We start from the raw sequence: 12080 nt of genomic DNA, 5'->3' as shown, positions 1-12080 counted from the left end.
GGAAATGGAAAAAGCCAGCATTTCTGCTGGCTTTTAAACTGGTGGCGAATCAGGGACTCGAACCCCGGACCTGCGGATTATGATTCCGTCGCTCTAACCGACTGAGCTAATTCGCCGTGAGGCTGTGTTTGCACACAGTCTCGCTAAACTGTGGTGGCGAATCAGGGACTCGAACCCCGGACCTGCGGATTATGATTCCGTCGCTCTAACCGACTGAGCTAATTCGCCACATCTCGATGCCTAGGCATCAAGGCCGCTGACTATACGCAGCAGATTTCCGGGTGTCAACTATTTTTCGTGGCCTGGCCTGGCGCCGCTTACAGGGTGTAGCAGCGGTCGCCGCTATTAAAGCCGACCCAGTCGATGGCCACCTGTTTGCCAAAACCGATCACCTTGAAGGTTTCCCCCATTTCCTGCGGTGACAGCAGACGCTGCACCGCCTTGGCCACCGGCAGGTAGTCCTTGACGTTGGCCGCATCCAGGAACGACAGCTGCTCGGTGATGCCGGCGTTGATCAGGAACTGCGCCTGGCTGAGGTAACCGATCAGGTCGAGGCCGGCATCGAGGCCGCTTTGCGCCACGGCGCTGAAATCCACATGCGTGGTCAGGTCCATCAGCCCGGGCAGGTAGAACGGGTCGTGGAGGGTGTGGTGGCGGTAGTGGCCGAGCAGGGTGCCCATGCTGCGTTCCGGGTGGTAGTACTCGCCGGCGTTGTGGCCGTAGTCGATCATCAGGATGGCGCCGCGTTGCAGCACGCCGGCCAGGGTGTGGATGAAGGCGCGGTTGGCGAGGCTGATTTCGGTGACGTAGCCGGGGATGTCCGGCACCAGCTCGGCGGCCAGCGCGGCCAGCGTGGCGTCGCCGAAGTCGCGGTCGTCGAAGCAGAAGGCGCCGTCGCGGATGGTGACGCCGCGCTGCTGCAGGCGGCCGTCCTGCTGGCGGACGACCAGCTCGCACGGCATCGCGTCCAGCACCTCGTTGCCGAGCATGATGCCGTCGAAGGTTTCCGGCAGCGCCGCCAGCCACTGCACCCGCGGCAGCAGGGCCGGGGCGAGGCGGGCGATGGTGTCGCGCTGGCGTTCGACCAGATCGGGCGACAGGTCGACGATGAAGTACTGCGCCGGCGCGCAGCCGAGTGCGTCCAGCGCCAGCAGCAGATCGGCGGCGAGGCGGCCGGTGCCGGCGCCGAACTCCATGATGTTGCCGGCGGTCTGCGGCAGCAGCTCGGCCAGCTGGCGCGCCAGCGTCTGCGCGAACAGCGGCGTCAGTTCCGGCGCGGTGACGAAGTCGCCATCGGCGCCGAACTTGCGGCTGCCGGCGGCGTAGTAACCGAGGCCGGGCGCGTACAGCGCCTGCTGCATGAAGTGGGCGAAGGAGATCCAGCCGTCGGCCGCGGCGATGTCGGCGGCGATGCGGTGGCTGAGCGCGTGGCTGGTGGCGAGGGCGTCGGCAGAGGGTTCTGGCAGGCTCATGGCGGCTAAGATTTGTCAGTGAAATTGCCGGCGAGTATATATCATGCAGCTTTTGCGCCGTGCCGCGCGTGTGTTGCCGGCAGGGGCGCGAACGGCGGGAAACGGATGGCGGGAGGACAGATGAAAGTCGTGTTGATTACCGGTGGCGCCAAGCGGCTGGGGCAGGCGATGGCGGAACAGTTTGCCGCAGAGGGCTGGCAGGTGTGCGTGCACTATCACCACTCGGCCTGTGATGCGGCCAACCTTGTCGCCCGCCTGCCGCAGGCACGCAGCTACGGGCTGGACCTGCTGGCGGCGGACGCCGACTTCGCCGGCCTGATCGCGCAGGTGGTGGCCGATTGCGGCCGCCTGGACTGCGTGGTCAACAGCGCCGCGCTGTTCGAGGAGGACGGTTTCTTCGAGTTGTCGCCGGTGGCGTTCGACCGCCAGCTGGCGGTGAACTTCCGCGCGCCGCTGATGCTGGCGGCGGCGTACGGGCAGTGGCTGCGACAGCAAGACGCGCGCGGCAGCGTGGTCAACATCCTCGACCAGAAGCTGTTCAACCTCAATCCCGACTATTTTTCCTACACTCTGTCCAAGCTGGCGCTGAAGGAAAGCATCCGCCTGCAGGCGATGGCGGCGGCGCCCTACCTGCGCGTCAACGGCGTGGCGCCGGGGCTGACCCTGCTCAGCGGCGAGCAGACGGCGGACAACTTCGCCCGCGCGCACCGCATGACGGCGCTGGGCGAGGGCACCCGCCCGCAATCGGTGGCGGAGGCGGTGCACTTTCTGGCCGAGGCGGTGCAGATCACCGGCCAGGTGCTGACCGTGGACGACGGCCAGCACCTGCTGCCGCTGGCGCGCGACGTGATGTTTGCGGTGGAGGCGTGATGCTGGCCGAAATCTTTCTGCGCGACTTCGTGTTCGACTGCTTCATCGGCATCCACGACTTCGAGCGCGGCGTGCGTCAGCGCATGCAGCTCAACATCGTGCTGCAGGTGGCGCGCATGGTGCCGCCGCGCGACGACATCGCGCTGGTGCTGGACTACGACTACCTGCGGCTGCAGACGCTGGCGCTGGTGCAAGATCGCGTATTCGAGACCCAGGAATACCTGCTCGGCAAGGTGGTCGATATCGCCTTCGGCCATCCCGCGGTGACCGGTGTGCTGGTGGAAACCTGCAAGCCGGACGTGTACCCGGACAGCGCCGGCGTCGGCTGCCGCCTGCGCCTCAGTCGCGACGAGTATCAGGCGCTGCGGCAACAGGGGGCATGGCTGGCCGACTGAGCACGCGAACAAGGGCGGATTGTGTGGCAACGGACAGGCGTTTGACGTTAAAATCGCCTGTTTTTCAATTTCTTAGCCGTCCTCCATGTCCGACACGCTGCAACTTGCCGACGACAAGGCCAAAAAGGCCCAGTTCGAAGGCAACAAACTCACCAAACGCCTGCGCCACCACGTTGGCGACGCCATCAACGACTTCAACATGATCGAAGAGGGCGACCGCGTGATGGTCTGCCTGTCTGGCGGCAAGGACAGCTACGCGCTGCTGGACATCCTGCTGGGCTTGCAGAAGTCGGCGCCGATCAGCTTCAGCATCGTGGCGGTCAACCTCGACCAGAAACAGCCGGGCTTCCCGGAGCACGTGCTGCCGCAGTACCTGGAATCGATCGGTGTCGAGTACCGCATCATCGAGGAAGACACCTACAGCATCGTCAAGCGCCTGATCCCGGAAGGCAAGACCACCTGCAGCCTGTGCTCGCGCCTGCGCCGCGGCATCCTGTACCGCGTCGCCGACGAGCTGGGTGCGACCAAGGTCGCGCTCGGCCACCACCGCGACGACATGCTGCACACGCTGTTCCTGAACATGTTCTACGGCGGCAAGCTGAAGGCGATGCCGCCGAAGCTGGTGTCCGACGACGGCCGCCACATGGTGATCCGCCCGCTGGCCTACTGTCGCGAGAAGGATCTGGAACGCTACGCGCAGCTGCGCGAATTCCCGATCATCCCGTGCAACCTGTGCGGCTCGCAGCCCAACCTGCAGCGCCAGGTGGTGAAGGAGATGGTCAACGACTGGGACAAGCGCTTCCCCGGCCGCGTCGAGAGCATGTTCCGCGCGCTGCAGAATGTCGTCCCGTCGCACCTGGCCGACAGCAAGCTGTTCGACTTTGCCGGCCTCAAGACCGGCGACAGCCCGTTCGAGGGCGGCGATACCGCCTTCGACAAGGAAGAATTCCGCGATCCGGTCGCGCTGGCGAGCGCGGATGACGAAGACGCCGCAACGTTGGCCGCAACGCCCGCAACGCCCGCCGCGCCCGCCCGCCGCACCATCAGCATTCTCGATTCGCGTCCCAAGGCCGACAGCCAGACGGGAGACAGCCGTGGCGGGTAAAGCACAACACCCGTTCCGCCGCCGCGTGCGCCACAGCCAGGACGCGTTGCCGGACGTGGACATCTCCGAGAGCGACAACATCCGTTCGCTGCACCTCGGTTCGGCCACCATCCAGAGCTCGATGGATCTTGACGATCCGGCCGACCTGGTGCTGACCTACACCCGCGCGATGATGGCCTTCCTGCTGTGGAACGACGACCCGCGCCACATCGTGCAGATCGGCCTCGGCGGCGGTTCGCTGGCGCGCTTCATCGACGAGTACCTGCCGGACGCGATCAGCGTGGCGGTGGAGATCAATCCGCAAGTAGTCGCCGTGGCGCGGGTGTTCTTCCAGCTGCCGCCGGAGGGCGACTTCTTCGAGATCGTCGAGGCCGACGGCGCCGATTACATCAAGATGTTCCGCGAATCTACCGACGTGATCATGGTCGACGGTTTCGACGGTCAGCAGATCGTCGCCGACCTGACCACCGAGGAGTTTTTCGAAGACTGCAAGCGGGCACTGACCGCCAACGGCATCTTCGTCACCAACTGGTGGAGCGGCGACAAGCGCTATCAAAGCTTCCTCGAACGCCTGCTGGCCGCCTTCGGCGGCTGCGTGATCGAGCTGCCGGCCGCCACCCACGGCAATATGGCGGTGATGGCGTTCAAGCAGCCGCCTAGCCTGACCGGCTGGGACGCGCTGGCGAAAAAGGCGGACGAACTGGAAGGCCGTTTCGGCCTGGAGTTCGGCGAATTCGTGAAGCGGCTGAAAGAGGCCAACCTGCACAGCAACAACCGTTTGCTGATCTGAGCGCCTGCGCGCCACGGATCCGGCCGCCACGTGCGGCCCTTGTCTATTTTGGGCCCGCCGCCTGCGCGGCGGGCAAAGCCTGCGGCAGCACGCCGCAGCGGGAAAGGACTGAAATGATTGCTTACGACAGCATTACCGACCGCAAGATCCGCTTCGCGCTGATCGGCTGCGGCCGCATCGCCAATAACCACTTCGGCGCGCTGGAACAGCACGCCGACCGCGCCGAGCTGACCGACGTCTGCGACACCGATCCGGCGGCACTGGCCGCCGCGGTGGCGCGCACCGGCGCCCGCGGCCACGCCACCTTGGCCGCACTGCTCAAGGCCAGCGACGCCGACGTGATCATCCTGACCACCCCGTCCGGCCTGCACCCGCAGCAGGCGATGGACTGTTTCGCCGCCGGCTTCCACGTGATGACCGAGAAGCCGATGGCGACGCGCTGGCAGGACGGCGTGGCGATGGTGAAGGCGGCCGACCAGGCCGGCCGCCGCCTGTTCGTGGTCAAGCAGAATCGCCGCAACGCCACCTTGCAGCTGCTCAAGCGCGCGGTGCAGGAAAAACGTTTCGGCCGCATCTACATGGTCAACGTCAACGTGTTCTGGACCCGGCCGCAGGAATACTACGACCAGGCCGACTGGCGCGGCACCTGGGAATACGACGGCGGCGCGTTCATGAACCAGGCCAGCCACTACGTCGACCTGCTGGACTGGATCATCGGCCCGGTGGAGAGCATGCAGGCTTACACCGCCACCATGGAACGCGACATCGAGGTGGAAGACAGCGGCGTGGTCAGCCTGAAGTGGCGCTCCGGCGCACTGGGCAGCATGAACGTGACCATGCTCACCTACCCGAAAAACCTGGAAGGTTCGATCACCATCCTCGGCGAAAAAGGCACCGTGCGCATCGGCGGCATGGCCGTCAACGAGATCCAGCACTGGGAATTCGCCGCGCCACACGCGATGGACGACGACATCAAGGCCGCCAGCTACGCCACCACCAGCGTGTACGGCTTCGGCCACCCGCTGTACTACGACAACGTGATCCAGGTGATGCGCGGCGAGGCGGAGCCGGAAACCGACGGCCGCGAGGGCCTGAAGTCGCTGGAACTGCTGGTCGGCATCTACCTGTCGGCGCGCGACGGTCGTCGCGTCAGCCTGCCGCTGGAGTACTGACATGGCCGCCCATACCGTTCATTCCACCGCCATCGTTGACGACGGCGCTCAGATCGGCGACGACACCCGCGTCTGGCACTGGGTGCACATCTGTAGCCAGGCGCGCATCGGCGCGCGCTGCTCTTTCGGTCAGAACGTGTTCGTCGGCAACGACGTGATCATCGGCGACAACGTCAAGGTGCAGAACAACGTGTCGATCTACGACGCGGTGACGCTGGAAGACGACGTGTTCTGCGGTCCGTCCATGGTGTTCACCAACGTCAACAACCCGCGCAGCCACGTCAGCCGCAAGAACGAATACCGCCGCACCGTGGTGAAACGCGGCGCCACCATCGGCGCCAACGCCACCGTGGTCTGCGGCCATACCGTCGGCGAGTACGCCTTCATCGGCGCCGGCGCGGTGGTGACCCGCGACGTGCTGCCGTACGCGCTGATGGTCGGCACCCCGGCCAAACGCATCGGCTGGATGTGCCAGTGCGGCGAGCGGCTGGCGGACAGCATCGGCGAGCACGACTGCGCCGCCTGCGGCCAACGTTACGATATCGGCGGCAACCACTGCACGCCGCTTTGACCCTGTTGAGAGTGACACCATGTCCATCCAGTTCATCGATCTGAAAGCGCAGTACCAGCACCTGAAAAGCGACATCGACGCCCGCATCCACGCGGTGCTCGACCACGGCCAGTACATCATGGGGCCGGAGGTGAAACAGCTGGAAGACCAGCTCGCTGCCTACACCGGCGCCAGACACGCCATCGGCGTCTGCGACGGCACCAAGGCGCTGCTGATCGCGCTGATGGCGCTGGGCGTCAAGGCCGGTGACGAGGTGATCACCACCCCGTTCACCTTCATCGCCACCGGCGAAATGATCGCGCTGCTGGGGGCCAAGCCGGTGTTCGTCGACATCGACCCGCTGACCTACAACCTCGACCCGGCCAAGCTGGAAGCGGCGATCACGCTGCGCACCAAGGCAATCATGCCGGTCAGCCTGTATGGCCAGTGTGCGGATTTCGACGCCATCAACGCCATCGCCGCACAGCACGGCATCGCGGTGATCGAGGACGGTGCGCAGAGCTTCGGCGCCAGCCAGCACGGCAAGCGCTCCGGCAACCTGTGCACCATCGGCACCACCAGCTTCTTCCCGTCCAAGCCGCTGGGCTGCTACGGCGACGGTGGCGCGGTGTTCACCAACGACGACGAACTGGCCAAGAAAATGCGCGAAATCCGCGTGCACGGCCAGGACCGCCGCTACCACCACCCGGTGATCGGCCTCAACGGCCGGCTGGATACGATTCAAGCGGCCGTGCTGCTGGCGAAATTGCCGAGCTTCCCGGACGAAGTGGTCGCCCGCGCCCGCATCGGCGCGCGCTACAGCGAATTGCTGAAGGATGTCGCGCGGGTGCCGGTGATTGCAGCCGGCAACAGCCATGTCTACGCGCAGTACACCATCGAGGTGGACCACCGCGACGCGGTGCAAAAGGCGCTACAGGAACTGGGCGTGCCGACCGCGGTGCACTACCCGATTCCGCTGCACCTGCAGCCGGCGTTCGCCGATCTGGGGCAGGGCGAGGGCAGCTTCCCGCTGGCCGAGGCCGCCGGCCGGCGCGTGATGAGCCTGCCGATGCACCCGTTCCTGGACGAAGCGACGCAGGATGCCATCGTTGCCGCGGTGAAGAAGGCGCTAGCCTAAGTGGCGTATCTGGCGTTCAAGTACCTGGTTTCCGCCGCCATGGTGGTGCTGGTGTCGGAGCTGGCCAAGCGCAGTGACAAGCTGGGCGCGCTGCTGGCGTCCTTGCCGCTGGTGACGGTGCTGACGCTGATCTGGTTGCATCTGGAGCGGCAGCCGGAAGCCAAGGTGGCTAACCACGCCTGGTATACCTTCTGGTACGTGCTGCCGACGCTGCCGATGTTCCTGGTCTTTCCCTGGCTGCAGGCGCGGCTGGGCTTCTGGCTGGCGCTGGGCGCCAGCGTGCTGCTGACCATGCTGCTGTTTGCCGCCTTCGCCTGGCTGCTGCGGCTGGCCGGTATCCAGCTGTTATGAGCTTGAGCGTGCTGCGTCAAAGGTTGGCCGCAGGCGGCTTCATGCGCCATGTGGCGACGCTGGCCAGCGGCGCGGCGCTGGCGCAGGCCTTGCCGCTGCTGTTTGCGCCGCTGTTGACGCGGCTGTACACGCCGGCCGATTTCGGCGTGCTGGCGGTGTTCGTCGCCTGGCTGTCCAATCTGGCGGTGATCGCCACCGCGCGTTACGACATGGCGGTGGTGCTGCCCAAGTCCGAGCCGGAAGCGGCGCGGCTGATGCTGCTGGCGCTGGCGATCAACACCGGCCTGCTGTTGCTGACGCTGCCGCTGTTCTGGCCGTGGCACGACGCCATCGCCGGCCTGCTCGGCGCGCCGCAGCTGGCGCCGTGGCTGCCGTTGCTGCCGCTGGGCGTGTGGCTGGCAGGCGCGGTGGCGGCGTGGACGGCGTGGAACAACCGCCAGCGCCGCTATGCGGCCAACGCGCAAGGGCGGGTGGTGCAGTCGCTGGGCGTGTCGCTGCTGCAGGTGGCGGCCGGCTGGTCCGGCCTCGCCGCCAGCGGGTTGATCCTGTCGCAGCTGGCCGGCCAGGCCATCGCCTTGCTGACGCTGGCGCGTGCCGACGTCGCGGCGCGCCTGCCGTGGCTGCGCGGTCATGATCGTGCCGCGCTGCTGGCCGAGGCGCGGCGTTACCGCGAATTCCCGCTGGTGAACACGCCGCACGCCTTCGTGGTGGCGTTCCAGGATTCGCTGATGCTGGCGCTGCTGTCGGCGCTGTCCGGCGCCGCCATCGTCGGCCAGTACGCGCTGGTGCTGCGGGTGCTGAAACTGCCGGCGGCGCTGGTGGGGCAGGCGGTGGCGCAGGTGGTGTTCCGCGATCTGGCCGAGGCGGCGGCGTCCGGCCGCGCGCTGTCCGGCCTGCTCAAGCGCGCGGTGCTGGTGCTGGCGGCGCTGTCGGTCGTGCCGTTCGGCGTGCTGGCGCTGTGGGGCGGGCCGCTGTTCGCGCTGGTGTTCGGCGCGCCGTGGCTGGCCGCCGGCGAGATTGCGGCCAACCTGGCGCCGTACTTCGCCGCCGCCTTCATCGTCGGCCCGGCGTTCATGGTGCCGATGGTGATCGGCCGTCAGCGCGCCTCCTTCCTGTTTGTGCTGTGCGGTGTCATCGTCAATCTGGCGGTGTTTGCCGCGGTGTATGTCGCCGGGCGCGACGCCATGCTGGCGTTTCGCGTGATGGCGGTGGTGATGACACTCTATTTTGCGGCGTATCTGGCGTGGGTGTTCCGCCTGCTGCGGCTGCGGGAAAGGTCCGATGTTTAAGCGCGTGCTGTTGTTGCTGTGGCGCCAGTGGCTGGTGTGGCGCGGAGCCCGCCTCGCCGCCTCGGCGCGGGTCAACCCTTCGGTCAGCGTGGTGCCGGCGGCCTTGCAGCTGGGCGAGCACGCGCGGCTGTACTGGGGCGGCGAGGTGCTGACCCACGGCGCCGGCCGCCTGGTGCTCGGCGCGCACAGCCATATTGCACCGCATTTCTACTGTCTGATCGGCGGCAACCGGCTGCAGATCGGCGCGCGCGTCGCCATTGGCCCGCGCTGCATGCTGTTCTGCCACAGCAACGCGATTCCCGCCGACGTGACGGCGACGGCGTTTGTCGATTGTCACACCGACGGCGACATCCGCATCGGCAATAACGTGTTCATCGGCGCCGGCGTCATCGTGCTGCCCGGCGCCGTGATCGGCGACAACGTGGTGGTCGCCGCCGGCAGCGTGGTCAAGGGCGAGCTGGCACCGGGCGGGCTGTACGCCGGCCAGCCGGCGAGAAAGGTGAAGGCGCTATGCTGACCGCCAATTCGCTGAGCATCTGGCAGTTCCTGTCCGCCTTCCCGGCGATGCTCGCCGGTCGCCGCCATCACCGCGCCGCGCTGCGCATCGAGCTGGCGCAGCTGTTCGAGGTCGAGGTTGGCCGCATCGTGCTGTTCGACAGCGGCCGCGCCGCCTTTGGCGCATTGCTACGCCTGCACGGGGTGCAGGCCGGCGACGAGGTCATCGTGCCGGCGTTCACCTGCGTGGTGGTGCCCAACCAAGTGCCGCCGACCGGCGCCACGTTGCGTTTCGTCGATGTCGGCCGCGACAGCCTCAATTTCGACTGGCTGGCGCTGGACGCCGCGATCACGCCGCGCACCCGCGTGGTGGTGGTGCCGCACAACTTCGGCATCGCCTGCGAAGTGCCGACCTGGCTGCGCGAAAAACAGCGCCACGTGCGCTTTGTCGACGACGCCGCGCACGGTTTTGCTTCCAAGTGCGACGGGCAATGGCTGGGCACCTATCACGACGGCGCCTTTTTCAGCTTCGAATACTCGAAAAACCTCACCGGCGGCATCGGCGGCATGGCGCTGTTGCCGGCCGGTAGCGAGCTGCTGCCCGCGGCGCTGCCGGAGCTGCCGTGCGGCGACGAGTGGCGGCTGGCGGCGACGCTGAAGGCGCACCTGCTGAGCGCACGCTGGCCGCTGCTGGGGCGCTGCACCATGGCCGCGGTACGGCGGCTGGGCATGGTCTACCGCTCCGGCGACGGCGAAGTGGCGCGCGGCGAGCCGCATCCGCCACGCGCGATGCCGCTGCTGTCGGCGGTGCTGCTGCGCCGCCAGCTGCCAACGCTGGCGGCCAGTATCGTGCACAAGCAGCAACTGGCCGTCCGCTACCAGCGTGCGCTGGCCGCGCTGCCGCAGCTGCTGCAGTGGCCGGCGCCGGTCGGCACCCACTGGGTGCGCTACCCGTTCGCGCTGCCGTTCGCGGTGACGGACAAGGCGGCGCTGGCACGGCAGTTGTCCGTCGCCAGCGGCCTGAACATCGGGGTGTGGTTCGACGACGTGATCCACCCCGCCGGCTCGTTCCGCCACGGCTATGTCGCCGGCAGCGCGCCGCACGGCGAGCGGCTGGCCGCCAGCGTGCTCAACCTGCCGATGAACATCGCCGTCGCCGCCGACGCGCAGCTGGAACGCAAGCTGGCGCGACTGAGCCGGGCGCTGGCTGAACTGCTGCGCCAGCACAAGGACCCCGCATGAAACTGCTGCTGATCGGCTCCGCCTCGGTGCACACCTTCCGCTACCTCGCCGGCATCGCGCCGCACGTGGACGAAATCCACCTTGTCACCAGCGGCGAGCTGCCGGCGCGCTACCATGCGGCCAACCTTGGCCGCGTGCTGCAGGTGGATTTCAGCCTCAAGGCGCTGGCTACCGCCGGCAAGATCGCGGGCCTGATCGATGCGGTGCAGCCCGACATCGTGCACGTGCACCAGGCCAACAGCGTGGCCTGGCACGCGCGCCGCGCGCTGGCCGGGCGCAAGCTGCCGTGGCTGCTGACCTGCTGGGGCTCGGACGTGCTGCTGCTGCCGCAGCAGAACCGTTTCATGAAACACCTGGTTGCGGCCAACCTTGCCGCCGCCAGCGCGGTGACCAGCGATTCGCTCAACATGGCGGCGGTGTGCCGCCAGCTGGCGCCGATTGCCCGCATGGACGTGCTCAATTTCGGCATGGACGCGCTGCCGCCGGCGCCGGACATCGCCGCCAAGCCGCTGCAGGTATTGTCCTGCCGCCTGCACAAACCGCTATACCGTATCGACAGCATCGTGCGCGCCTGGGCCGAGGTGGAAGCCGACGCCCGCTTTGCCGGCTGGTCGCTGACCGTGGCCGCCAGCGGCGAGGAGACGGAAAGCCTCAAGACCCTGTCCGCCAGGCTCGGCCTTGGCCGCGTGAACTTCACCGGCTTTGTCGCGCCGGAAGTGCTGGCCGGGCTGTACCGCGACGCGCGCGTGTTCGTCAGCGTGCCGCAGAGCGACGCCACCAGCATCAGCCTGCTGGAGGCGATGGGCCACGGCTGCCTGCCGGTGCTGTCCAACCTGCCGGCCAACCTGGAGTGGGTGCTGGACGGCGTCAACGGCGCCATCGTCGAGGACGTGGGCCGGCTGGGCGATGCGCTGAAAACCCAGCTGCTGCGCGCCGCCGACGACGCGCAGCTGGCGGAAGCGGTCGCGCTGAACCGCCGGCTGGTGGCGGACAAGGGCTTGCACCAGCCGAACATGGCGCGCTTTGCCAGTTTATATAAGGAAATTCTTAAAACACCCTCTAATTCGAGGAGTTACCCCCCGAATTCCGAGGGTGAGTCGCGCAAAACATAGCTCAAACTAGATCTCTCTGAACCAAGGAGGGATTTTATGAAGTTGCTAATTAAAAGTTTGTTGTGTTTGTTATTAATCATGTACCCATCTCAGCTGAGT

General features: G+C 66.9%; 13 protein-coding genes and 2 tRNA genes. 12 read left to right on the top strand and 3 right to left on the bottom strand.

Features of this window, described 5'->3' with window-relative positions; translation table 11 throughout:
- Nucleotides 1–39: 39 nt before the first annotated feature.
- The 3 genes from C8E02_RS01450 to C8E02_RS01440 form a co-directional block, all read right to left on the bottom strand.
- Nucleotides 40–116: transfer RNA gene (locus C8E02_RS01450), tRNA-Met, on the bottom strand.
- A gap of 35 nt (nt 117–151) precedes the next feature.
- A tRNA-Met gene (locus tag C8E02_RS01445) sits at nt 152–228 on the bottom strand.
- A gap of 89 nt (nt 229–317) precedes the next feature.
- Nucleotides 318–1472: a class I SAM-dependent methyltransferase gene (locus C8E02_RS01440; protein WP_120809386.1), complete on the bottom strand. Its 1155-nt coding sequence runs from the start codon at nt 1470–1472 to the stop codon at nt 318–320.
- 120 nt (nt 1473–1592) lie between these two features.
- On the opposite strand from C8E02_RS01440, the gene C8E02_RS01435 reads away from it, so the two are divergent.
- The 12 genes from C8E02_RS01435 to C8E02_RS01380 all read left to right on the top strand — a co-directional run bounded on the left by C8E02_RS01435 (nt 1593) and on the right by C8E02_RS01380 (nt 11981).
- Complete coding sequence (locus C8E02_RS01435) at nt 1593–2342, top strand: SDR family oxidoreductase (RefSeq protein WP_170152076.1); 750 nt, start codon at nt 1593–1595, stop codon at nt 2340–2342.
- Nucleotides 2342–2737 (top strand): dihydroneopterin aldolase, encoded by a 396-nt coding sequence (locus C8E02_RS01430; RefSeq protein WP_120809384.1) that lies wholly within the window; start codon nt 2342–2344, stop codon nt 2735–2737. The genes C8E02_RS01435 and C8E02_RS01430 overlap by 1 nt, the downstream gene beginning before the upstream one ends.
- A gap of 85 nt (nt 2738–2822) precedes the next feature.
- A complete protein-coding gene (gene ttcA / locus C8E02_RS01425; protein ID WP_120809383.1) occupies nt 2823–3842 on the top strand; it encodes a tRNA 2-thiocytidine(32) synthetase TtcA in 1020 nt (339 codons plus the stop codon).
- Nucleotides 3832–4632, top strand: a complete 801-nt coding sequence (locus C8E02_RS01420) for a polyamine aminopropyltransferase (protein WP_120809382.1) — start codon at nt 3832–3834, stop codon at nt 4630–4632. The genes ttcA and C8E02_RS01420 overlap by 11 nt, the downstream gene beginning before the upstream one ends.
- Nucleotides 4633–4745: 113 nt before the next feature.
- Nucleotides 4746–5804: a Gfo/Idh/MocA family protein gene (locus C8E02_RS01415; protein ID WP_047967672.1), complete on the top strand. Its 1059-nt coding sequence runs from the start codon at nt 4746–4748 to the stop codon at nt 5802–5804.
- Nucleotide 5805: 1 nt separating this feature from the next.
- Nucleotides 5806–6375 (top strand): acyltransferase, encoded by a 570-nt coding sequence (locus C8E02_RS01410; RefSeq protein ID WP_120809381.1) that lies wholly within the window; start codon nt 5806–5808, stop codon nt 6373–6375.
- A gap of 19 nt (nt 6376–6394) precedes the next feature.
- Complete coding sequence (locus C8E02_RS01405; protein ID WP_120809380.1) at nt 6395–7492, top strand: DegT/DnrJ/EryC1/StrS family aminotransferase; 1098 nt, start codon at nt 6395–6397, stop codon at nt 7490–7492.
- A complete protein-coding gene (locus tag C8E02_RS01400; RefSeq protein WP_047967669.1) occupies nt 7493–7843 on the top strand; it encodes a DUF3147 family protein in 351 nt (116 codons plus the stop codon). It begins immediately after the preceding gene.
- Nucleotides 7840–9132 carry a lipopolysaccharide biosynthesis protein gene (locus tag C8E02_RS01395; RefSeq protein WP_120809379.1) on the top strand — a complete coding sequence of 431 codons (1293 nt, stop codon included), beginning with the start codon at nt 7840–7842 and terminating at the stop codon, nt 9130–9132. Before C8E02_RS01400 ends, C8E02_RS01395 begins: the two co-directional genes overlap by 4 nt.
- Entirely contained in the window at nt 9125–9649 is a 525-nt protein-coding gene (locus C8E02_RS01390; protein ID WP_120809378.1) for an acyltransferase, read from the top strand. Before C8E02_RS01395 ends, C8E02_RS01390 begins: the two co-directional genes overlap by 8 nt.
- Nucleotides 9643–10869: a DegT/DnrJ/EryC1/StrS family aminotransferase gene (locus C8E02_RS01385; protein WP_120809377.1), complete on the top strand. Its 1227-nt coding sequence runs from the start codon at nt 9643–9645 to the stop codon at nt 10867–10869. Before C8E02_RS01390 ends, C8E02_RS01385 begins: the two co-directional genes overlap by 7 nt.
- Nucleotides 10866–11981 (top strand): glycosyltransferase family 4 protein, encoded by a 1116-nt coding sequence (locus C8E02_RS01380; RefSeq protein WP_120809376.1) that lies wholly within the window; start codon nt 10866–10868, stop codon nt 11979–11981. The genes C8E02_RS01385 and C8E02_RS01380 overlap by 4 nt, the downstream gene beginning before the upstream one ends.
- Nucleotides 11982–12080 lie beyond the last annotated feature (99 nt).

It is taken from the genome of Vogesella indigofera (genome assembly GCF_003633895.1).
GTDB classification, from domain to species: Bacteria; Pseudomonadota; Gammaproteobacteria; order Burkholderiales; family Chromobacteriaceae; genus Vogesella; species Vogesella indigofera.
Note: the sequence above shows the minus strand (reverse complement) of the source record. Positions and strands in the feature narration are given on the sequence as shown.